Annotated in this window: 20 protein-coding genes; 9 read left to right on the top strand and 11 right to left on the bottom strand. The window is 68.8% G+C overall.

From position 1 onward, the window contains the following. Positions 1 to 46 precede the first annotated feature (46 nt). Together ribB and BN1959_RS00815 are read right to left on the bottom strand one after the other, a co-directional pair. Complete coding sequence (ribB, locus tag BN1959_RS00820; protein WP_053946838.1) at positions 47 to 727, bottom strand: 3,4-dihydroxy-2-butanone-4-phosphate synthase; 681 nt, start codon at positions 725 to 727, stop codon at positions 47 to 49. Further along, entirely contained in the window at positions 724 to 1,422 is a 699-nt protein-coding gene (locus tag BN1959_RS00815) for a DUF120 domain-containing protein (RefSeq protein ID WP_053946837.1), read from the bottom strand. Before BN1959_RS00815 ends, ribB begins: the two co-directional genes overlap by 4 nt. A 142-nt stretch (positions 1,423 to 1,564) precedes the next feature. Between BN1959_RS00815 and argS the strand changes: the two genes are divergently transcribed. The 3 genes from argS (at position 1,565) to BN1959_RS00800 (ending at position 5,513) form a co-directional block, all read left to right on the top strand. Beyond that, positions 1,565 to 3,313 (top strand): arginine--tRNA ligase, encoded by a 1,749-nt coding sequence (gene argS, locus BN1959_RS00810; RefSeq protein WP_053946836.1) that lies wholly within the window; start codon positions 1,565 to 1,567, stop codon positions 3,311 to 3,313. Between the two features lie 122 nt (positions 3,314 to 3,435). After that, positions 3,436 to 4,686 carry a peptide chain release factor aRF-1 gene (gene prf1, locus BN1959_RS00805; RefSeq protein WP_053946835.1) on the top strand — a complete coding sequence of 417 codons (1,251 nt, stop codon included), beginning with the start codon at positions 3,436 to 3,438 and terminating at the stop codon, positions 4,684 to 4,686. A 236-nt stretch (positions 4,687 to 4,922) separates the two neighbouring features. Next, complete coding sequence (locus BN1959_RS00800) at positions 4,923 to 5,513, top strand: 50S ribosomal protein L15e (protein WP_053946834.1); 591 nt, start codon at positions 4,923 to 4,925, stop codon at positions 5,511 to 5,513. 236 nt (positions 5,514 to 5,749) lie between these two features. Here BN1959_RS00800 and BN1959_RS00795 read toward each other — a convergent pair whose 3' ends face one another. Beyond that, entirely contained in the window at positions 5,750 to 6,757 is a 1,008-nt protein-coding gene (locus BN1959_RS00795; RefSeq protein ID WP_053946833.1) for an NADP-dependent oxidoreductase, read from the bottom strand. A 102-nt stretch (positions 6,758 to 6,859) separates the two neighbouring features. Here BN1959_RS00795 and ubaA point away from each other — a divergent pair, with 102 nt between their 5' ends. The 3 genes from ubaA (at position 6,860) to BN1959_RS00780 (ending at position 9,370) form a co-directional block, all read left to right on the top strand. Continuing rightward, positions 6,860 to 7,675: an SAMP-activating enzyme E1 gene (gene ubaA / locus BN1959_RS00790; protein WP_053946832.1), complete on the top strand. Its 816-nt coding sequence runs from the start codon at positions 6,860 to 6,862 to the stop codon at positions 7,673 to 7,675. A gap of 240 nt (positions 7,676 to 7,915) precedes the next feature. Beyond that, positions 7,916 to 8,881, top strand: a complete 966-nt coding sequence (locus BN1959_RS00785) for a transcription initiation factor IIB (RefSeq protein ID WP_053946831.1) — start codon at positions 7,916 to 7,918, stop codon at positions 8,879 to 8,881. Positions 8,882 to 9,049: 168 nt separating this feature from the next. After that, a complete protein-coding gene (locus BN1959_RS00780; protein ID WP_053946830.1) occupies positions 9,050 to 9,370 on the top strand; it encodes an antibiotic biosynthesis monooxygenase family protein in 321 nt (106 codons plus the stop codon). A 45-nt stretch (positions 9,371 to 9,415) separates the two neighbouring features. On the opposite strand, the gene BN1959_RS00775 is transcribed toward BN1959_RS00780, so the two are convergent. Beyond that, complete coding sequence (locus BN1959_RS00775) at positions 9,416 to 12,055, bottom strand: heavy metal translocating P-type ATPase (RefSeq protein ID WP_053946829.1); 2,640 nt, start codon at positions 12,053 to 12,055, stop codon at positions 9,416 to 9,418. Between the two features lie 212 nt (positions 12,056 to 12,267). On the opposite strand from BN1959_RS00775, the gene ncsA reads away from it, so the two are divergent. Beyond that, positions 12,268 to 13,233, top strand: coding sequence for a tRNA 2-thiolation protein NcsA (ncsA, locus tag BN1959_RS00770; protein WP_053946828.1), 966 nt, complete (start codon positions 12,268 to 12,270; stop codon positions 13,231 to 13,233). Positions 13,234 to 13,248: 15 nt separating this feature from the next. On the opposite strand, the gene BN1959_RS00765 is transcribed toward ncsA, so the two are convergent. The 7 genes from BN1959_RS00765 to BN1959_RS00735 all read right to left on the bottom strand — a co-directional run bounded on the left by BN1959_RS00765 (position 13,249) and on the right by BN1959_RS00735 (position 20,430). After that, positions 13,249 to 13,539, bottom strand: a complete 291-nt coding sequence (locus tag BN1959_RS00765; RefSeq protein ID WP_053946827.1) for a hypothetical protein — start codon at positions 13,537 to 13,539, stop codon at positions 13,249 to 13,251. Positions 13,540 to 13,587: 48 nt separating this feature from the next. Next, positions 13,588 to 14,376, bottom strand: coding sequence for a class I SAM-dependent methyltransferase (locus BN1959_RS00760; RefSeq protein ID WP_053946826.1), 789 nt, complete (start codon positions 14,374 to 14,376; stop codon positions 13,588 to 13,590). Between the two features lie 50 nt (positions 14,377 to 14,426). Then, on the bottom strand, positions 14,427 to 15,278 hold the full coding sequence (locus BN1959_RS00755; protein ID WP_053946825.1) for an NEW3 domain-containing protein: 852 nt from the start codon (positions 15,276 to 15,278) through the stop codon (positions 14,427 to 14,429). Between the two features lie 44 nt (positions 15,279 to 15,322). Next, on the bottom strand, positions 15,323 to 17,296 hold the full coding sequence (locus tag BN1959_RS00750) for a hypothetical protein (RefSeq protein WP_053946824.1): 1,974 nt from the start codon (positions 17,294 to 17,296) through the stop codon (positions 15,323 to 15,325). A 67-nt stretch (positions 17,297 to 17,363) separates the two neighbouring features. Next, a complete protein-coding gene (locus BN1959_RS00745) occupies positions 17,364 to 18,194 on the bottom strand; it encodes a deoxyribonuclease IV (RefSeq protein ID WP_053946823.1) in 831 nt (276 codons plus the stop codon). A 130-nt stretch (positions 18,195 to 18,324) separates the two neighbouring features. After that, on the bottom strand, positions 18,325 to 19,563 hold the full coding sequence (locus tag BN1959_RS00740) for an erythromycin esterase family protein (RefSeq protein WP_053946822.1): 1,239 nt from the start codon (positions 19,561 to 19,563) through the stop codon (positions 18,325 to 18,327). Positions 19,564 to 19,611: 48 nt separating this feature from the next. Next, positions 19,612 to 20,430, bottom strand: a complete 819-nt coding sequence (locus BN1959_RS00735; protein WP_053946821.1) for a lipoate--protein ligase family protein — start codon at positions 20,428 to 20,430, stop codon at positions 19,612 to 19,614. 390 nt (positions 20,431 to 20,820) lie between these two features. Here BN1959_RS00735 and BN1959_RS00730 point away from each other — a divergent pair, with 390 nt between their 5' ends. Continuing rightward, the gene (locus tag BN1959_RS00730; protein ID WP_053946820.1) at positions 20,821 to 21,732 is read left to right on the top strand and encodes a serine/threonine-protein kinase RIO2; all 912 of its coding nucleotides are present in this window, start codon (positions 20,821 to 20,823) and stop codon (positions 21,730 to 21,732) included. Between the two features lie 46 nt (positions 21,733 to 21,778). Next, positions 21,779 to 22,387, top strand: coding sequence for an SIMPL domain-containing protein (locus BN1959_RS00725; protein ID WP_053946819.1), 609 nt, complete (start codon positions 21,779 to 21,781; stop codon positions 22,385 to 22,387). Positions 22,388 to 22,448: the final 61 nt, after the last annotated feature.

The following is a 22,448-nucleotide window of genomic DNA, read 5'->3' as shown; positions in this document are numbered from 1 at the left end:
TGGGTGTGGGGACGGCGGGGTCTTAAAATCGTCAGAAACGGCGGTCTCAGTCCAGCCGGGCCAGCAGGTCCCGCCCCTCGACGTACGTCAGCCCCTCGCGCTCGGCGTAAGCGCGTGCGTCGGCAGGGGTGCGCGCAGCCCCGGTCTCGCCGTCGAGCATCTCACACACCACCACCGCGGGCTCGCGGTCCGCGGCCGCGGCGAGCGCGAGGCCGAGTTCGGTGTGGCCCTGCCGGTCCGCGAGCAGTTCCGGTGCGCCACGCAGCAGCGTGACGTGACCGGGCGAGCGGAACGAGTCGGCGAAGTCGTCGGCGTCGAACGCCCCCGCCGCCGCGTCGTCGGCGGCCGCGCCCAGTTCGCCGATCGTCAGCGCGCGGTCGTCGTCGGTGATCCCCGTGAACGTCTCGCGGTGGTTCACCGGGAGCGAGAACGACGAGCGGTCGTCGTAGTCCAGATGGGCCGCCTCGGTGGCGGGGTGGTCGAGCGCGTCCGCGAGGAACGGCAGCCCCCACGCCTCGGCGACCGCGTCGGTGATCGCGACACAGATCAGCCCGCCGGCGTCGTTTCGCAGCCGGCGGACCGCCTCGGCGTCGACCGCCTGCGCGGGGTAGACGATGTCCACCTCGCCCTCGCGGTCGGCGGCGTCGTGGACGAGCACTGGCTCCCCGCGAGCGAAGGCGGCCCGCGCGGCCGCCACGCTGTCGACGGTGTCGGTCGTCGAACTCATGCCGACTCGATCTCCACGGCGACCCCGTCGCCGTCGGCCAGCCCGAGCTCGTCGCGGAGCATCTCGGGGGCGATGAGCTCGATCTGATCCTCGTCGTGGTGGGTGCGGTCGGGGACGATCACGTGGACCGGCTCGACGCTACCGGCGTCGGCGTCCAGCCGCGCGGGGTAGCAGGTCGCGGCGCCGTACGTGCGCTCCTCGTCCTCCCACTCGTCGATGCGGACGCCCTCGACGGCCGTGAGCTCGCTCCGGTTCCGGGTGCTCTGCTCGTCGAGGTCGACGTTGAGCGTGCCCGGATACGGCTCGTAGCCGAGTCGCTCCTCGAACTGGCGCTTGTACCCCGACAGCGAGATGTAGTGTCGTCCCTCGCCGGCGCCGGCGGTTACCGTCCCCGAAAGCGTCAGTGCGGCGTCGTCCTCGAACAGCCGGCGGTAGTCAGCGTACTCCCCGCGGAGCCGGGACTGCCCGTCGGCGGTGAGCGAGATCCACTGCCCGTCCGCGACGACCTCCCGCTCGATCAGGTTCGCCGACTCCAGCCGCTGGAGCCGCCGCGAAGCGGTCTGACTCGACGCGTCGAGGCGCTCGCCCAACGCCGCACACGACACCTTCCGCTCGCCGTCGACGCCGCCGGACAGCGCGATCTCCTTCAGCGCCGCCACCTCGGCGGCGTCGACCCCCGCAGTCGTCTCTTGCATGGGATGAAGTTCAGTATCGAGATGCTTAACGATACTGGATGCGGTGCGGTGCAGAACCGTGACGGGAGCGCGCTGCTCTATCGGCGCTCCCCCGGCCGAACGGTTCGGAAGCCCCTTTATTCACCGGGCGGAACGGTCGCCCATGTTCATCGAGTTCCGGTCGGCGGTCGAGGACGCGGTCGCGGCCGCGCTGGCCGCGCGCGACCTGCCGACCGACGACCTCGGGATCGAGGAGCCGCCGGCGGACGTCGACGCGGTGCTCGCCTCCAGCGTCGCGTTCCGGCTCGCGAGCGAGGTGGGCGCGCCGCCGCCGGCGGTCGCCGCCGAGGTGGCCGCGGAGATCGACCCCGACGAGTACGAGTACGTCGGCGAGATCACGACGCAGGGGCCGTACCTCAACTTCGCGCCGGACGAGTCGTACTACGAGGACACGCTCGCCGCCGCCGGCGACGAGGCGTACGGCCAGCGCCCGCCGACGGGCGAGTCGGTCGTCGTCGAACACACCTCCGCGAACCCGACCGGCCCGGTCCACGTCGGCCGCGCGCGCAACCCCATCATCGGCGACGCGATCGCGAACGCGCTCGACTACGCCGGCTACGACGTCGAACGACACTACTACGTCAACGACGCCGGCCGGCAGGTCGCGGTGTTCACGTGGGCGTACGAGACGTTCGACGAGAGCGAGCTGCCCGAACCCGAACGCGAGAAGCCCGACTACGAGCTCGTCCGCTACTACCGGAAGGGGAACAGCTACCTCGAGGAAGCGGACGAGGCCGCCACGGCGGCCGCCGAGGAGGAGATCGAGTCCATCATGCAGGGGCTCGAGGACGGCGACGACGAGACGTACGAGCGCGTGAGCGAGGTGGTCGACACGGTGCTCGAGGGGATGACCCAGACGCTCTCGCGGCTGCCCGCCGAGTTCGACGAGTTCGTCAAGGAGACGCGGTTCATGCGCTCCGGCGCCACCGACGACGTGGTCGAACGCCTGCAGGCGCTCGAGGAGGCGGAGTACGAGGAGGAGGCGTGGCAGCTCGACCTCTCCGCGCACGGCATCGACAAGAACTTCGTGTTCCTGCGCTCGGACGGGACGACGCTGTACACCACCCGCGACCTCGCCCACCACGAGTGGAAGTTCGAGAACTACGACCGGGCAGTCACCGTCGTCGGCGAGGACCACAAGCTCACGTTCTCTCAGCTCCGCGAGACGCTCGAACTGCTCGATCACGACACCGACCAGCTGGATCAGGTGTTCTTCTCGTGGGTGAACCTCCCCGGCGGCGAGGGGATGAGCACCCGCGAGGGGACAGGGGTCGATCTCGATGACCTGCTGGACGAGGCCGTCGCCCGCGCCCGCGAGGAGGTCGAGGACCGCATGGACGACCGCATCCGCGAGGACGAACTCGGTGAGGAGGACGTCGAGCGCATCGCCCGACAGGTCGGAATCGGCGCCGTCCGCTACGACATCGTCGCCAAGCAGCCGAGCAAGGCGATCACCTTCGAGTGGGAGCGCGCGCTCGACTTCGAGGCGCAGTCGGCGCCGTACGTCCAGTACGTCCACGCGCGCTGTCGCGGGATCCTCGACGGCGAGTCGGTTCCCGCCGCCGTCGACGGCGACCTGCTCGACACGCCCGAGGAGCGCGACCTCCTCCGGACGATCGCCCGGTTCCCCGCCGTGGTCGAGGGCGCCGCCGAGGATCTCGAACCGCACCGCGTCGCCACCTACACTCGGACGTTCGCCGAGCGGTTCAACGCGTTCTACCGGGAGTGTCCGGTGCTCGAAGCCGAGAGCGAGGAACTGCGGGACGCGCGGCTGGCACTCGTGGCTGCGGCCGCCCACACGGTCGGGAACGCGCTCGACGTGCTCGGCGTCGCCGCGCCGGAGTCGATGTAACGCTCGGTGACATCGGGGGGTCTCGACGCCGCTCAGCGGGTCGATCGTCGACGCCCAGGGTGTGAAACCGCTACACGAACAGTCAACAGGTACTTACACGCGATAGCGCCTATCCTGCATTAATGAGTACCGACGCAGAAGCGACCAGCGAGGACCGGCGGAAGTACGAGTTCCGCAAGGTGCTCGAGGAGCTGGAGGAGTTCGAGGGATCAGGAACGCAGCTCGTCACCATCTACATTCCCGAGGACCGCCAGATCTCCGACGTGGTCGCTCACGTGACCCAGGAGCACTCCGAGGCGGCCAACATCAAGTCCAAGCAGACACGGACGAACGTGCAGGACGCCCTCACGTCGATCAAGGACCGGCTGCGCTACTACGACACCTACCCGCCGGAGAACGGGATGGTGATCTTCTCGGGCGCGATCGACGCCGGCGGCGGCCAGACCGAGATGATCACCCGGACGCTGGAGTCGCCGCCGGACCCCGTCGAGTCGTTCCGCTACCACTGTGACTCGGACTTCCTGATCGAGCCGCTGGAGCACATGATGGCCGACTCCGGCCTGTTCGGCCTGATCGTGCTCGACCGGCGGGAGGCCAACGTCGGCTGGCTCAAAGGCAAGCGCGTCGAGCCAGTCAAGTCGGCGTCCTCGCTGGTCCCGGGCAAGCAGCGCAAAGGTGGTCAGTCCGCCCAGCGTTTCGCCCGACTGCGACTGGAGGCTATCGACAACTTCTATCAGGAGGTCGCGGAGATGGCCGACGACCTGATGGTTCCCAAACGGCACGAGCTCGACGGGATCCTCGTCGGGGGTCCGTCGCCGACGAAAGACGAGTTCCTCGACGGCGACTACCTCCACCACGAGCTGCAGGACAAGGTGCTCGGGAAGTTCGACATCGCCTACACCGACGAGTCCGGGCTCTACGACCTCGTCGACGCCGGGCAGGAGGCGCTGGCCGATCAGGAGCTCGTCGAGGACAAAGAGCAGATGGAGGAGTTCTTCGAGAACCTCCACACCGGCGGCGAAGCGACCTACGGCCTCGGGCCGACCCGGGAGAACCTCATCATGGGCTCGGTCGACCGCCTGCTGCTCTCGGAAGATCTCACCGAGGACGTGGTGGTGTACGAGTGTCCCAACGGGCACACCGAGTACGAGACCGTCGAGCGCCGGCACAACACGACCGACCACGAGTGCTCGGAGTGCGGCGAGGCCGCGGAAGTGCAGGAGCGGGAGGACGTGGTCGATCACCTGATGGAGATCGCCGACCAGCGCGGCACCGAAACGAAGTTCATCAGTACCGACTTCGAGAAGGGCGAACAGCTGCTCAACGCCTTCGGCGGGATCGCGGGCATCCTGCGGTACGAGACGGGCGTCTAAACTCGCTTCTCGGCATCGGTCGGCGTTTCTCGCTCGACCCCGAAGACCCGGAGTCGGGGCGCTTCGAAACCCTTACCACCGAATCCCGAATATCCACGGGTAACTCGCTGGTCGACGGGACGCCAGCGGGCACCCGATAGCTCGGGACGAAATGTGGTCGGAAGAGGTGCGACGCGCCTCCAAAGGCGGCGGAGCCGCCGACTGCCCGACTGAATCGCAAGCGCCCGCAGAGAACCATGGCACGAAGTTTCTACTCCCACATCAAGGACGCGTGGAAGCAGCCCGGCGACGGCAAGCTCGCCGAGCTGCAGTGGCAGCGAAAACAGGAGTGGCGCGAGGAAGGCGCCATCGAGCGCATCGAGCGCCCGACCCGACTGGACAAGGCCCGCGAACTCGGCTACAAGGCCAAGCAGGGTATCGTCGTCGTCCGCATCGCCGTCCGCAAGGGCGGCGCGCGCAAGCGCCGACACAAGGCCGGCCGTCGTTCGAAGCGCCAGGGCGTCAACCGCCTCGGCCGCCGGACCTCGATCCAGCGGATCGCCGAGGAGCGCGCGACCCGGAAGTACCCGAACCTCCGCGTGATGAACTCCTACTGGGTCGGTGAGGACGGCTCCCAGAAGTGGTTCGAGGCGATCCTCGTGGACCCCGAACACGCCGCGATCCAGAACGACGACGACCTCAACTGGATCTGCGACGACTCCCAGACCGGCCGCGCGTTCCGCGGCCTCACCAACGCCGGCAAGTCCAACCGCGGGCTGCGCACCCGAGGCAAGGGTGCGGAGAAGGTCCGACCGAGCGTGGCGTCGGGCGACCGCGGCGGGAAGTAACAGCAATCACCGGTCCGTTTTCTTTCGATGCAGACCGAGTAGCTGCTGCTGTGCGGTCGGCGCGAAACGGTCGCGCCTCCGTGCGCGACCCGAGCGCGAGGGACGAGCGACTGTAGGGAGCGAGTCGGCTGGGGAGGCACGAGGGCTGTGCGGGGCGGTGCGGTCGCAAGTGGTCGAGCTCACTCCGCGGTCGCGTTTGCGGCGGTCGTTGTGCCGACGGCTACCGAAACACCACCCTAGTTCCCGACTTTCACCACCTGCTTCCCGACGTTCTCGCCCTCGAACAGCCCCAAGAAGGCGTCGGGGGCGTTCTCCAGCCCCTCGGTCACCGTCTCGCGGTACTCGATCTCGCCGGCGGCGACCCACTCAGCCAGATCTGCGGTCGCCTGCTCGAACCGCGGCGCGAAGTCCTGGACGAGCAGCCCCTGCACGCGGGCCCGCGTCTCGATCAGCTTCCCCAGCTTCCGTGGCCCGGTGGGCATCTCCTCGGCGTTGTACAGTGCGATCTGCCCACAGACCGCGACGCGGGCGTCGACGTTGAGGTGGCTGAACACGGCGTCGGTGATCGGGCCGCCGACGTTATCGAAGTAGCCGTCGACGCCCTCCGGCGCGGCGTCGGCGAGCGCCGCGACGTAGTCGTCGGTCGCTTTGTAGTTGATGCAGGCGTCGAAGCCGAACTCCTCCTCGACGACGTCGCACTTCTCGTCGCTGCCCGCGAAGCCGACGACGCGGGCGCCCTGCAGCTTGGCGAGCTGGCCGACCACCGAGCCGACCGCGCCGGCGGCGGCGCTGACGACCACCGTGTCGCCGGCGCGGGGTTCGAGCACCTCGCGCGTGCCGAAGTACGCCGTCCGGCCCGGCATACCCAGCACGCCCAGCGCGGTCGACACCGGGAGCGCGCCGGTCTCGATTCGCTGGAGGCCGTCCGCGTTCGCGAGGTGGTACTCCGACCAGGACATGTTGCCGACGACGGTGTCGCCGGCCGCGAACTCCGTCCCCGTCTCGTCGACGACTTCTCCGACTGCGGCGCCTTCGAGCGGCTCGTCCACTTCCCACGGCTCGGCGTAGGACTCGCCGGCGTCCATCCGGCCGCGCATGTACGGGTCGACCGAGAGGTAGCGGAGCTTCACGAGCACCTCGCCGGCAGCGGGATCGCCGAGCTCGACCGTCCGTCGGTCGAAGGTGTCGTCGTCGGGCATACCGTCGGGTCGCTCCGCGAGGAAGTAGCGGTCTGTCGTAACCATACGGGAACGTGGGGCGCCGGCGGGAAGGGCGCTACGGCAGCGACAGACATCGCGCGGGCCGCGGGCCGTGACCTTATGGCCGGCCGGGCCCCAGTACGGCCCATGACCGACCTCTCGCTCGACGCCACCCAACTCGACCGCTACTCCCGACACATCATCCTCGAGGACGTGGGGCCGGAGGGGCAGAAGCGCCTGCTCGAGGGCAGCGCGCTGGTCGTCGGCGCCGGCGGCCTCGGCGCGCCGGTGATCCAGTACCTCGCGGCCGCGGGCGTGGGCCACCTCGGCATCGTCGACGACGACGTGGTCGAGCGCTCGAACCTCCAACGGCAGATCATCCACCGCGACGCCGACGTGGGGCGACCCAAGGCCGAGAGCGCCGCGGAGTTCGTCGCCGAGCTCAACCCCGACGTCGACGTCGACGCGATGGAGCGCCGGATCGCCCCCGACGAGGCCCGGGAGCTCGTCGCCGACTACGACGTGGTCGTCGACTGCACCGATAACTTCCCCACGCGGTACATGCTCAACGACGCGTGTGAGATCGAGGGCGTTCCGCTCTGTCACGGGGCGATCTACAAGTTCGAGGGGCAGATCACCACACTCACCCCCGACGGGCCGTGCTACCGCTGTCTGTTCCCCGAACCGCCCGAACCCGGGACTGTGCCGGACTGTGCGACGACGGGCGTGTTGGGGGTGCTGCCCGGCACCGTCGGCTGCCTGCAGGCCACCGAGGCGGTGAAGGTGCTGCTCGGGCTCGGCGACACGCTCTCGGGCCGGCTGCTGTTTTACGACGCCCGGGAGCTCAGCTTCGAGACCGTCCCGTACCGCGAGAACCCCGACTGCCCGGTCTGTGGCGACGAGGGGATCGACTCCCTCTCGGGCGTCGACTACGACGGCGGCTGTCAGGTCGCGAGCGACTGATTCTCCCCGCGTTATCGGCACGAGAATCCCCGCCCAGCGTGGCGTCCGTGTGAGACTTACCCAAGGTTATACCACGTAAGAAGCTATCGGTCGGTCTGTATCGATTCTACATGCCGAAATCGAACGGTAGCAGGGTGAGAAGCCGTCTCGAGATGGGCAAAAGGTTTATATCTCTTTCTCTCCTACCCTCGAGTGAAGACAGCCCGGTACCGAGCCGGGTATCACTTCGGTTCCAATCCAATGAGCACCAACACGACCCACCGCGAAACCGAGACCGAGCGGGCAGAGAACGAGCAGGAGCACCACTGCCCCGAGTGCGGTGGCAACCTCGAGACCGACGAGTCACAGGCCGAGACGGTCTGTGCAGACTGTGGCCTCGTCGTCGACGAAGACGCGATCGACCGCGGCCCCGAGTGGCGTGCGTTCGACGCCGGCGAGAAGGACCAGAAGTCCCGCGTCGGTGCGCCGACGACGAAGATGATGCACGACGACGGCCTGTCGACCAACATCGGCTGGCAGAACAAGGACGCCTACGGCAACCAGCTGTCGGCCAGCCAGCGTGAGAAGATGCAGCGGCTGCGGACCTGGAACGAGCGGTTCCGCACCCGCGACCACAAGGAGCGCAACCTCAAGCAGGCGCTGGGCGAGATCGACCGCATGGCCTCCGCGCTCGGGTTGCCGGAAAACGTCCGCGAGACCGCGTCGGTGATCTACCGACAGGCGCTCGACAAGGACCTGCTGCCCGGCCGCTCGATCGAGGGGATCTCGACCGCGAGCCTCCACGCTGCGGCCCGGATGGGGAACGTCCCCCGCAGCCTCGACGAGATGAGCGCCGTCTCCCGCGTCGATCAGGCGACGTTCAAGCGCGCCTACCGCTACATCGTGCGGGAGTTGAAGCTCGAGGTCCAGCCCGCGGACCCGCTTGAGTACCTCCCGCGGTTCGCGAGCGACCTCGAACTCGACGACGAGACCGAGCGCCGCGCCCGGGAACTGCTCGAGACCGCCAAGCGCCAGAACGTCCACTCGGGCAAGTCGCCCGTGGGGCTGGCCGCAGCCGCGATCTACGCCGCGGGCGTGCTGACCAACAACGCGCTCACCCAGAGCGAGGTCAGCGCGGCGACGGACATGAGCGAGGTCACGATCCGGAACCGCTACCAGGAACTGCTGCAGGCTGCGGAGACGGGACCGACCGCCAGCGCCGCCTGAACGGGCGTCGAACGCGACGGCCGACGGCGGTAATCGACGCTTCTGCGGCTTCTTCGGCCGGAATCGGCCACACGCCCAATTTTTCGAAACCATAGACGGCAAGGAGCGACTGCGCCCGGCAGCGCCGAGGGAAAGCGTCTTGCTCGCGTGATCGCGAGAACCGTGGTAGTGTATCTCGTCACGTTTCGCCTCGATCCGGGTGAGTACGACGAGGAGTTCCACAGCCTGAACGGCGCGATACAGGCGGCCACCGAGGATACCGAAGGGTATCTCGGCAAGCGGACGTGGCACGCCCCCGAGAGTGAGGAAGTTCTCGTCGTCTACTACTGGGAGTCGCTGGACGCGCTCAGTTCGTTCGGCGCGGAGCCAGTCCACGAACGCGCGAAACAGCGATGGACGGAGTGGTACGACGCGTACGAGGTCACCGTCACGGAGGTCGTCGAGTCGTACGGAGCTGGGTTCGGCGACGACGCCGACCCTCCCGCGTAGACGGTCGTCCGGTCGGCGCCCGCAGGAACGTCGGAGGGGCGCCGCCTATCGAAGCCCGCCGAGCAGTTCGTAGTCCTCCTCGGGGTCGTACTGGCGGAACAGCAGGCTGTTCGTCAGTACCGACACGCTGGAGATCGCCATCGCGCCCGCGGCGAGCACCGGCTGGAGCAGCCCCAGCGAGGCCAGCGGGATCATCGCCGTGTTGTAGCCGAGCGCCCAGACGAGGTTCTGCTTGATCTTCTGCAGCGTCGCGTCCGAGATGCGGATCGCCTTCACCACGTCCACAGGATCGTCGCGCATCAGCGTCACGTCGGCGGCCTCGATCGCCACGTCCGTCCCCGAACCGATCGCGGTCCCGACGTACGCGACCGCGAGCGCGGGGGCGTCGTTGACGCCGTCGCCGACCATCATCGCCTTCCGGTCCTGCTCCTGGATCGCTTCGACGGCGTCGGACTTGTCCTCGGGCAGCACCTCCGCACGGACGTTGTCGGGGTCGATACCCACCTGCTCGGCGACCGCACGGGCGGTCCGCTCGTTGTCGCCGGTGAGCAGCATCACGTCGATGCCACGGCCGCGAAGTTGGCTCACGGCCGACTTCGCGCTCTCTTTCACCGTGTCGGCGTCGGCGACGACGCCGACCAGATCGCCCTCGGCTCGCGGCTGGTCGCCGCTCGCATCGCGGTTCTCGCTTCGCTCCGAACCGCGCAACGCGACCAGCATCGCCGTCTTCCCATCCCCTTCGAGGCGTTCCATCGTCTCCGCGGCGGGGTCGGGATCGACGCCGTGCTCGCGGAGCAGCTTCCGGTTGCCGACCAGCACTTCGCTACCGTCGACCGTCGCCCGGATGCCGTGGCCGGGAACGTTCTCGAAGCTCTCGGGCGAGCCGACCTCGATGCCGCGTTCCTCGGCGCCGTCGACGATAGCCCGGGCCAGGGGGTGCTCGCTGCCGCTCTCGGCCGTCGCCGCGAGCCGGAGCACGTCGTCCTCGTCGAGGCGCTCGCGTTCAGCCAACTGGCCGCCGTCGGTCGCAGCGTCGCCGTCCGCTCGGGCCTCGTCGAACACCACCACGTCGGTGAGCTCCATCTCGCCCTCGGTGAGCGTCCCGGTCTTGTCGAAGACGACCGTGTCGACGTCCTTCGCGCGTTCGAGCACGTCGCCGCCCTTGAACAGGACGCCGTTCTGGGCGCCGATCGTCGTCCCGACCATCGTCGCCGCGGGCGTCGCGAGCCCCAGCGCACAGGGGCAGGCGATCAGCACCGCCGACGCGAACACGACGATCGCGAACTCGAACACCGAGACGGTGCCGCCGGCGATCGCCGGGCCACCGGCGACCAGCCCCCACAGCGGGAGCGCATTCACGAGGCCCGCGAGCGTCCCGGGGAACAGGTACCAGATGGCGCCCCAGAACAGGGCGTTGCCGATCACCGCTGGCACGAAGTACGCGGAGATCCGGTCCGCGAGGTTCTGGATGTCGGGCTGGCGGGACTGGGCCTCCTTCACCGTCCGGACGATCTGCTGGAGCGCCGTGTCCGCGCCGACCTTCGTTGCCTCGACGACCAGCACGCCGTTCTCGTTGATGGTCGAGCCGACGACCTCGTCGCCCTCGGTCTTCTCGACGGGGACGGACTCCCCCGTCACCATCGACTCGTCGACGGCAGATTGTCCGTCGACGACCACGCCGTCGGTGGGGATCTGCTCGCCCGGCCGGACCTTCATGCGGTCGCCCACCTCGACGTCTTCGAGGGGGATCTCCTGCTCGTTCCCGTCCTCGTCGACGATCGTAGCGGTGTCGGCCTCCATCTCCAACAGCGTCCGCAGCGCCTCGCCAGCCTGCCCTTTCGAGCGGGCTTCGAGGTAGTTCCCGAGCGTGATGAACACGAGGATCAGCGCCGCGGTGTCGAAGTAGAGGCTCCCCGCGATCAGGTCAAGCAGCGCCGCGACGGAGTAGACGTACGCCGTCGACGAGCCGAGTGCGATCAGCACGTCCATGTTGGCGCGGCCGTTCGTGACGAGCGCGTTGTAGGAGTTCCTGTAGAACGGCCGGCCGAGCACGACCTGCACGGGCGTCGCGAGCCCGAACATCACCCACTCCAGCGACACCCCGAACAGGGAGTCGGCGAGTAAGCTGTCGAAGAGGAAGTGCTCGAACAGGAAGAACAGCAGCGGCGCCGACAGCGCGGCGCCGAACAGCGTCAGCCGGAGCTGTTTGCGGATCTCCTCGTTGCGGGCGGCGTCGCGGGCGGACTCGCCCTCGTCGTCGCCGTCCTCACGAACGGGCGAGTACCCCGCGTCCTCGATCGCGTCGTACATCGCTTCGAGCGAGGCGTCCTCGGGGTTGTAGGTGACCTGCGCCTCGTCGGTCGCGTAGTTCACCTCGGCGTCGACGACGCCGGGCACACCCTCCAGCGCGTCCTCGTTGGCCTCGGCGCAGTTCGCACACGACATGTCGGAGATGGCGATCGTCGCCGTCTCCGAGACGACGCCGTAGCCGGCCGCCTCGACGGCGTCGTAGATCTCCCCGAGCGATACCTCCGCGGGGTCGTACTCGACGCTCCCCTCGTCGGTGGCGTAGTTGACGTTCGCCTCGACGACGCCGTCGAGTTCGTCCAGCGACTCGCCAACCGTCGCCGAACAGTTGGCGCAGGACATCCCCGTGACGTTCAGTTGTGCTGTGCGCGTATCCATGACTATCTACGTATAGGGGCTCCCCACTTAGTGCGTTTGCGCCTTCGTAGCCAATGTAAGAGGGCCCCCGGATTTTGGAAACCAAAGCGAAATCGGGGTTCCGCTCGCGCCACGGACCGCTGTCCGGCGTCGATGGGGCGGGACGACCGCCGAGTCGGCGACGGCCCCGCCGAGCGAAACCCGTATCCCCGGCGGTCGGCTACCGCCGGCAAATGGACTGTGACCGCTGCGGCTCCGAGGCGGTGATGCACGCCGCCTACTCCGGGGCGCATCTCTGTGAGGAACACTTCACGCGGTCGGTCGAGAAGCGGGTCCGCCGCCGGGTACGCGAGGACAGCCTCGTTTCCCGCGAGGCGACGCCCGACGATCCCGAAACCTGGGTGATCGGGCTCTCCGGGGGGAAGGACTCGGTGGTGTTGACGGAGATCCTCGCGGAGACGTTCGGCGAGGACCCTCGGATCGAACTGGTTGCGCTGTCGATCCACGAGGGGATCGAGGGGTACCGCGACGAATCCCTCGCCGCCAGCGAGGAGCTGACCGAGGAACTGGAAATCGCCCACGAGGTCGTCGGCTACGAGGAGGAGTTCGGGGTGCGGATGGACGACGTGGTCGAGGACGACCCCGAGAACATGGCCCCCTGCGCGTACTGCGGCGTGTTCCGGCGGGACCTGCTGGAGGAGTACGCCGAGAAACTGGGCGCCGACAAGCTGCTGACGGGGCACAACCTCGACGACGAGGCCCAGACGGCGCTGATGAACTTCCTCGAGGGCGACGTGAAGCAGGTCGCCAAACACTTCGACGCCTCGATCGGTGGCTTCGACGACCGCGAGGAGAGCGACTCGTTCGTCCCGCGGGCGAAGCCACTGCGGGACATCCCCGAGAAGGAGGTAGCGCTGTACGCCCACGTGAACGACCTGCCGGCCCACATCACCGAGTGCCCCCACGCCAGCGAGGCGTACCGCGGGGAGATACAGGAGCTCCTGCTGAAGTTGGAGGAGAACCACCCCGGGACGCGCCACTCGATCATGTCGGGGTACGAGGAGCTGGCCGAGCTGGCCGCCGAGGCGTACGGCGGCGACGAGGACGGTGAGTTGGGCGAGTGCGAGGAGTGCGGGTCGACGACCTCGGCGGACGTCTGTCGGAAGTGTCGACTGCTGGCGTCGATGGAGGCCGTGTAGGAGGCCGGTGGAGCGCTACCCGACGACGAGCTCGGGCGCGACCACCATCGCGATCAACAGACAGAGGAGCACCGAGACCGCCGCGATCCGGAAGGCGCCGGCCGCGCGCCGTCGGTCCGCCGGGAGCGACTCCGCGATCCCGGAGAGCACGTTCCCGGCCGCCATGACGAGGAGCCACTCCGCCGAGGTGTCGGCGTGGGTGTACGCGTAGAACCCGACGAAGAAGATGGCGCTGACGAACATGACGATCGAGTGGACGCGTCCGGACGGTTCACTGAACACGATCTCGCTGATTCGGGAGGGCATTCAGAGGGTAGCTTCCGCGGGATGGGTGAAAATAGCCGGGGACGCGGCTCAGACCCGGCCGACCGTCACCTCGAACGGCACCACCTCACGCCGACGGTACTGCTTCTCCCCCATCTCGTCGACGACGGCCCGGCCCATCTCGCGCCACGCGGCCCGGAGCTCGTCGTAGTCCGCACCCGCGTTGCGAAGCTCCCGCTCGTGTTCGGCGATCCCCGCGCCGCTGGCCTTCCGGGCGGCGCTCTCCATCGCCGGCTGGCTGTAGGGGGGTTCGACCAGCTTCTCGTGGCGGTACGTGCGCCGGTCGACCAGCTCCAGCCCGGCGTCCTCGAACAGGTCGGCCACGCGCTCGCCCATCGCCACGTCCGTCTCGACGCCCGCGAGATACGCCTCCCGCACCTCCCGCTCCAGTCGCTCCTCGGCGTCGACGGTCGAGGACACCTCCACGGCCGCGTTGTTCGGCTCGATCGCCGCAACGAGGTCGGAGGAGACGCGGGAAAACTCCCGTACTGCGGCGGCGGGGTCGGGGAGGTTGATCAGGAGCGCCTGACAGACCGCGAGGTCGACCGCGTCGTCACGGAGCGGCAGCCGCGTCGCGTCGCCGGCGATCGTCGGGATGTCGGTCCGCTCGCGGGCGACTTTCAGTAGCTCCGTGTCGGCGTCGACGCCGACGACCTCGCCGGGAATCTCGGCGGCGAGCACACGAGCGAGTTCGCCCGTGCCACAGCCCACGTCGAGGACGCGCTCGCGGTTCCCGAGGTCGAGCGGCGAGAGCGCCGCGGTCGACTCCCACATCCCGCGGCGCGTGTGGTCGAGATACTCCGGGGTGAACTCCCGCACGGCCAGCGGTCGGAGCGGAGCGAGGAAAAGCAGGTCGGTCGAACGCTCGGTCAGTCCCGCCGGGCGAGGGCGGCCGCGCCGGCGAGGGCGGCGATCGCCGCGATCGCGGTCGTCGAGCCGAAGCCGGGGATGTCCGCCTGCGTCGCCTCGGTCGGGTAGCGGACGGTGACCGCCGCCGCGGGCACCCGGATCGGGTGGGTCTCACTATCGGCGAACGACGCGAGCTCGTACGTCTGGGCCGAGTCGTTGATCGCGTTCAGCCCGACGAAGATCCGGAACTCCGCCTCGACACTCTCTCCGGGCTCGACGGCCCCCCAGGTGAACGTGCGGTTGCTCTGGTGGTACGTCCCAGTCTCGGAGCTCGCCGAGACGTGGTTCCACCCCTGGGGCAGCGTCAGCGAGAGCGAGAGCCCCTCGACCGGCTGGTCGCCGGTGTTGGTCAGTGAGAACGGCACGTAGACGCGTTCCCCGGGCTCGGCGGTCACCTCGCCCGGCTCGAAAGAGAGCGTCGCAGTCGTGCGGACGGTGAGATCCATCTCGCCGGCGACGTAGCTCCGGGCCGGGCTCGCGCCGCCGTCGGCGACGGCGACGACGACCTCGGCGTCGATTTCGCCGGGGACGGTCAGCTCGTAGCCGCCGGAGTCGTTGGTCGTCGCCGTGACGACGTCGTCGGGCGGGTCGGCCGCGATCTCGCGGAGTTCGGCCTCGGAAGCGTTACCGAGGCGGGCCTCGCTGCCGACGATCACCGTCGCGTCCGCGACGGCGGTGCCGTTCAGGTAGCTGACGGTGCCCGATAGCGTGGTGTCGGTCTGGGCTGCCGGCGCCGACGCCGCGGCAGTCCCGGCGCCCGCCGCGGGCGCGACGACCAGCGAGAGCAGCGCGACGAGGAGGAGCGGTCGCATAGTCGGTGTTGGGCGTGCCGTGGTAAGTCTCCCTCGGAAGCGGGCTACCGCGGGAGCACGTCGTCGGGCACGGCCGGCGTCTGCTCGGCCGCCGAACACCAGTCGAACCGGAAGATTCCGCCGTGGGCGAGGAAGGAGTCCAGCTCCTCGCGAGTGAGTGACTCTGTGAACTCCTGTCGGGTCCCCGTGAGCCGGTAGCTGTCCGACGCCTTTTGGAACCGGAGGTTGGAGACACGGCCGATCGGGTCGTGCTCGCGGGTTTCGAGTTGGATCGAGACGCGGTACTCGTCGGAGTCGACGTGCTCGATACGGATGATAAATGGGGGGTAACCGGCGGACCGGCGTGCGACCGGCAGCGTGGGGTCGCCGAGATACCGGACCCCGTCGACCCCGGCGAGGTGGGCGCTGGTCGCGACCGAGCGACCGAGCGCGAGGTACACCGCGAGCTCCTGTGCGGCCTCGAATGAGAGCGGCTCGTCGGTGAGACAGGCGATCGAAACCGCGTCGTGCAGGCCCGTGAGCTCCGTCGTCGACGGTTGTCCCCACTGGAACGTCACGGAGCCGACGGTGCCGTCGGGGAGTTCGTCGAACGCGAGCACGCCGTCGTCACAGACGAACCCCGACCCAGTGACGCCGTTCCCGTAGTGGACGTGGGCGTACGGCTCCCGGAGCAGCGCGCGGAGTTCGTCTCGGGTGACCGAGGATCGGTACTCAGTAGTCGGGGCGTCGTCGATCTCGAACCGTTCCCAGTCGACCCTGGCGAACTGATCCTGTTCCGGGCGGTCGTTCCCGACGAACAGCACCGAGGCGCCGGTCGACGGGACGTACTCGTGAGCGCTCGCGCGCTCGCGGGCCGCGGGGGGGATCGCGGCGACGTGCCGAGGAACCTCGGGACTGGTCGAGAGATGAACTGGCCCCCCAGCTTCAGGAACCGTCCGGGGGATACCGTCTCCCGTGACGTGGACGCGGGCCAGCGTGTTCAGCAGATACGGTACCGCCTCGGCGTCACTCGCCGTCGGGCGGAGCGTTCCGACTGCCGGCCAGTCGGGGACGTACGGACGGACGGTCTCGAACGACACTTCGAGGTACTCGAGTAGCTGTCGGTGGATCGGCTCGTCGTACAGCTCCGGCGGGTAGAAGGGGAGTTCGGGCCCGAGCTCGTCGTACTCGTACCGGGGTATCGAGTAGTAGCCGCCGATGCGGACGAGGCTGTCGAGGACGAGCGCGTGGCCGAGGAGATCGTCGACCGACTGCTCCAGTTCCGTGCCCGCCCCTAGCGGTTCGACGTACTGGTCTCCCAGTCGGAGCTCCGCACGATCGCCGGGCACCACGTCGGCGCCGAAGTAGTGGGCGAGCGGTGTCACGCGAATGATCTCCGCCATATCCCGTGGGACGGCGACGGTCACGTCCGTATCGGGACGCGAGAGGCTGTCGGGAATGTGCAGTTCGTCGCCGCGTTCGATCGCTGGGGGGTGGCCCCGGAGCGTCGGCCACGAGCGCTCGGCGGACCACTCCTTGATCGCGGAGCCGAGGTACGACGCCGCCGTCATCAAGTCCTCGGGATCCTCGGTCACCGTCATCGTCGCGACGGGGTCTTCGTGGAACGACCGGGCACCGACGACGACTCGCGTCGGCTCCTCGGCAGTCAGAAGTAACGAATCGGGGTTCTCGCTACTGCCGGTCAGCCGCCCGGTCATCTCGCCGTCGACGTAAACCAGGAGTTTGAGCACGGCCGAGACGTCGATGTACGTCCCGCCGACAATCGTGAACTCGCCATCAGTGACCCCTCCGTAGTGCTCGCCATCGGGACGGCGGATCTCGGCGGCAGTATCGTAGAGTTCGATCGACGAGGTCTCCAGACCCACCGCGTCGTCGACCGGCACGTCGAACCACGCGTCGGTCGCGGGCATCGGGGACGCGTCGCCGTCGACGGAGAGGGCCATCTCGCCGCCGCCGGCCTCGTCACAGACCGTCAGCTCGCCGTCCGAGAACGAAAACGACACGGCGTCCTCCGTCATCGCCGCCTCCGATACATGGGAAGAGCGAGTCGGCAGAGACGTATATGTGTTACTTGCTGCGTGACACCTACTCCCGCAGCTCGCGGACGTGCTCGACGTTCCACGCGAAGCTGCGGCCGTCCTCGGTCGGCGTCTCCAGCACGAACGGCTGGTCGCGCCACTCGGGGTGGTTGAGTATCCGGGCCATCCCGTCGTCGCCGATGTGGCCGTCGCCGATGTGGGCGTGTTCGTCCTTGTTGGTCCCGCACTCGTGTTTGGAGTCGTTGAGGTGGATGCAGTGGAGGTACTCGGTGCCCACCACGTCGTCGAACGCCGCGACCGTCTCGTCGACGGCCTCGGGCGTCGAGAGGTCGTAGCCCGCCGCGAACATGTGGGCGGTGTCGAGACAGACGCCGATCTCCTCGTCGGTCTGGTCGATGACGCTCGCGAGGTGCTCGAACTGGCCGCCGAGCTTGGTGCCGCTGCCCGCGTCGCTCTCGACCAAGACGGTGACGCCGTCGGGCACGTCGAGGCTGTCGATCACGTTCGCGGCGTTCTCGATGCCGCCCTCGACGCCCGCGCCGGTGTGGGCGCCGAGGTGGACGTTCACGTACTCGATGTCGAGCTTCGCGGCCGCGTCGACCTCCTGCTGCATCGAGTCGCGACTCTTCTCCCGGAGGTCCTCCTTCGGCGTACAGAGGTTCACGAGGTAGGAGGAGTGGATCACCCACGGACCGGCGAGCTCCTCCTCGGTCCCCCCGCGGAACCGTTCGGCCTCCTCGTCCTCGATGCTGCCGTGGTCCCAGACCTGCGGCGAGTGGGTGAACACCTGCCCGCAGTTGCCGTCGATCTCGACCTGTCGCTCGACAGCGTTGTCGACGCCCCCGGCGATGGAGACGTGCGCGCCGATCTTGAGCATGGTTCGACTGCGCAAGCGACCGGCAAAAGCGGTTCGAAGGCGGGGGAACTCCTCGTCTCCTGACCGCCGAGGCGAGGGTGTATCGCGACCGGACGGCCTGTCAGTGGGGGCAAAACCGCTAGTTCTGAACTCAGTCGTCCAGCCCGAGGTGGCGGGTCGGGCCTGTCGTCCGGACGAACGCGAAGCCGTCGAACTCCGTGAGGTCCGACGCGACGTACGTCAGCGACTCGCCGTCCTCGACCATTCCGCTGATGCGGTGCCGTCGGGGCTCGGCGTCGAGCCAGTCGGCGATCGACTCCCGCCCGTGAAGCGCCGCGGCCGGGACGAACGGCGTCTCGGCCTCGAGCCGCGAGAAGGCGTCCGGGATCGACCCGGCCGGCGGCTCCGGGACCGTCGGCGTCGCCGGCCCCATCGTCGCCGCGTCCATCGCGAGGTACTCGCCGCCGCCGAGGCCGACGCCGATCGGGACGTAGTCGTCGCCGTGGCGTGCCGCGAGCCGGTCGCCCATCGTCCGACCGGCGGCCCCCAACAGCTCGTCGTCGAGCTCGCCGCGGGCGAGGTGGACGTTGTGCGCCCAGAGCACCGCCCGATCCGCGCCGGCATCGTCGACGATCCACGAGGCGTTCGCGGCCATCGCCTCGTCACGGCGCCCGAAGCCGCCGGGGCCGTTGCGGTCCGCGAGCGCGAGTGCCTGTTCGAGCAGCGTCGACTGCCAGCGGGCAAACGCCAAGGCTCGGCTGGAGCAGCGCGCTTCCCACGCCTCGTGCTCCTCGAACAGCGGCGGGAGCGCGTCGACCAGCCACGACGCTGCGTCGGTCGCGGCCCCCTCGTCCTCGCCGGCGAGCGCATCGAGACGATCGCGAACGTCGGGCACCTCGGCGTCGACGGTGTCGAAAAAGGTCGAGAGGGCGTCGGCGACGCGCTCGAACGAACTGGTGTCGAAGCCGTACACCCGGAGCCGGTCGTCGGCGGGGCGACCCTCGTTGAAGGCGCGCATCCAGTCGAACAGGTCGACGAGTTCCGCGGTTTTCCAGGGCCAGTTGATCCGAGCGTGCAGCAGCAGCGTCTCGACGTCGCCCTCGCCCTCGGCGACGTAGTCGTCGATCCGGCGGACCCAGTTGAAGTCCTCCTCCAGCGCGAACGTGCGGACCCCCGCCTCCTCGACCAGAAACCGGATCAAGCGGTGTTTGAGTCGGAACTGTGCCCGTGCACCGTGAGAGGTCTCCCCGAGCGCGACCAGGTCGGCGTCGCCGACCGTGTCCCGCAGCGCGCCGGCCGCATCGCTGTCGATCGTGACTTCCGGGTCGGTGCCGCCCAGCGGAACCGCGGCGTCCCGCAGGTCGGCGATCGGAGGGCTCGAATCGCTCATCGGTCGTGAGCGTGATCGCCGGCACCAAAAGTAGTCGGGTGGCTGAGACTACCGCTCCGCGTCGCGCTCGCGGACCCACGCGTCGCTGCGGTACTTTTCGTCGGCGATCGCTTCTGCTCGCGCCAGTTCTGCCTCGGTCCACGCCCCCTCGTCGGCGTCGGCCCACTCCTGCAGCGCGGTCTCGAACGCGTCGACGACCTCCGGACGGCTCACATCCACGAGGTCGGTGATCCCCGCCACGCGCTCGGAGAACTCCTCGGGCGTCACCTCGGGGTCGGAAAACACCGCGAGGTGGGCCTCGGGCCGGGCGTCGTAGGTGATCGAGCCGTGCTGGATCACCGCGTCCTTCCGGCGGTACTGGGCGTTACCCGCCAGCTTCCGGCCCGCGCCGCCGTCGCTCACCACGTCGTGGGCGGGGTGGAGCCCGCGGAGGTAGCACGCGGGCTCGTAGATCGGCGGGCGCTCCTCGTCGACGAAGTCGGCGTCGACGCCCAGCCGCGCGAACGCGTCGAGGATCGGCGGGCAGAGCTCGTGGTAGCTCTCGATCAGCTCGCCCGGGAGCTCGTCGGCCGGCGCGGCGATGGAGTAGGCGATGTCGCCCTCGTTGTCGTGGTAGATGCCGCCGCCGCCCGTCTGCCGCCGGGTCACGTCGACACCCGCCGCCTCGCAGTGCTCCCAGTCGACCGTCTCCACGTCCTGCCCGTATCCCATGGAGAGGCAGGACGGCGCCCAGCGGTAGACGCGAACCGTCCGTGGGCCGCCGGCAGCGGCCGTCTCGGCCGCCACCTCGTCCAGCGCCATCTGCAGCGGGCCGGGGCGGGTCTCCTCGCGGATCAGCCGCCACTCCCGGTCGGCGTGGTCGGTCATGGTCGCGGGTGGGCGGGCAGGGGAAAAGCGGTTGCGGTGGGATTGTCCGACAACGCGGGGGGCGGCCCTTGACACGGCTGCGGTGGCGCGAAGCGCTCGCGCCTCCGTGCGCGAGCCGAGCGCGAGGGACGAGCGACCGAAGGGAGCGAGTCGGCTGGGGAGGCGTGTGGGCTGTGCGGTCGGGCGGGACTGAAAGGGGCGACGTGTTCGACGAACCCCGGCGACGCAAGGACCGCAGGGAGCGAAGCGACTGAGGACCGCAGCGAGCCGCGGGAGTCGAACGCATCGGGGCTTTCACGGTGTTGCCGACTCCAGCCACAGCCGAACCGAATCAACAGAAGCAGACGAACAACGCGGCACCCTTTTTCCCACGGATCACCCACGACCAGTATGGTCGGCAACGTCGCGAGCGTGATGGCCGAGCTCGAACCCGAGGACTTCTACCTCCTCTCCGGGCTCGAACAGGGGATGCGCTTCTCGGAGTGGGTCCAGCGCGAGAAGCTCCCCGAGTACGCCGACATGACCGCCGAAGAGGTCGACTACCGGATCGACCGCTGTGCCGACCGCGAACTCATCGAGCGCAAGACGATCCAGTACGAGGGGTACCGCCTCACGTTCGAGGGGTACGACTGCCTCGCGCTGCGGGCGTTCTCCGAGCGCGGGACGATCGAGGGGATGGGCGCCTCCCTCGGCGTCGGCAAGGAGAGCGACGTGTACGAGGTGCAGTCCTACGAGCCGATGGCGCTGAAGTTCCACCGCGAAGGCTACACCGAGTTCCGGAAAGTCGACAAGGAACGGGAGTACACCGCCGACCGCAACCACGTCTCGTGGTTCTACACCGCCCGGAAAGCCGCCGAGCGGGAGCACGAGGTGCTCACCGACCTCTACCCCGACGTGGCCGTCCCCCGGCCCGTCGACCAGAACCGCCACGCGATCCTGATGGAGAAGTTCGACGGCGTTGAACTCAAGCGAGCGTCGCTCCCCAGCGAGCAGGTCGTCGGCGTCTGTGATCTCCTGCTGCGGGAGATCCGTGACGCCTACGCCGCGGGGTACGTCCACGCCGACATGAGCCAGCACAACGTCGCCGTCGCCGAGAGCGGGGTCACCGTGTTCGACTGGCCGCAGGCGGTCACGACCGACCACGAGAACGCCGACGAACTGCTCGAACGCGACGTGGCGAACGTCGTGGGCTTCTTTCGACAGAAGTACCCACAGGAGATGCCCGACGAAGTAGACACGCGGGCGCTGGCGGCGGCGATCCGTGACGACGAGTTCGGGAGCGTCGCGGAGTTCGAGGAGTAGGCGTCTCGCCCCGAAAACGTATACCGCTCGCTTCGTCAACAGGAGTATGAGCAGTCCGACCGTCGAAGTCACCGGGAAAGCCGCCGTCGAAACCGAGCCGGAGTACGCGGTGTTCGTCGTCGAGATCGAGGGGTACGGCGAGACGGTGTCTGGCGCCCAGCGCCGGGTCGAGGACCGGCTCGCGGAGCTCGATCGGGAACTTCCCGACGCCGTCGACGACGCGGCCGACAGCGTCACCGGGCGCTCGGTCACCTCGGCCGACGAGCTGTTCGATCCCGACTGCGACGACCCGTACGTCGCCAGCGCGACCGTCGAACTCCGGTGTGACGGGCTCCCCGGCGACGACGTGGCGAACGCCGTCGCGGCCGCCGGAGGGACGGTGAGCCGGACGGAGCCTCGCGTGACCGAGTCCCGGCGCGAAGCACTCCGCGAAGAGCTGCTCGGCGCCGCTACGGAGAACGCCAGAGAGCAAGCCGAGATCGTCGCGAACGCCGACGGCCACACGCTCGGGTCGGTCGTCAGCCTCGCCACGAAGGAGTCGATGGGGTTCGACAGCATCGTCGAGGAGGCGCTCGCGACGGAGGTGAGCGCCGGCGTGCCGGCCGGGCAGGTCGAGTTCACCGCCAGCGTCGACGCGACCTACGAGTTAGAGTAGTCGACCGCCACGGACCCGACGACGGACCGACGCCGTCAGGTCTACCACCTATCGGTTCCAA

The organism is Halolamina sediminis (assembly GCF_001282785.1).
Classification (GTDB): Archaea; Halobacteriota; Halobacteria; order Halobacteriales; family Haloferacaceae; genus Halolamina; species Halolamina sediminis.
This window is presented reverse-complemented; position numbering and strand designations above follow the sequence as displayed.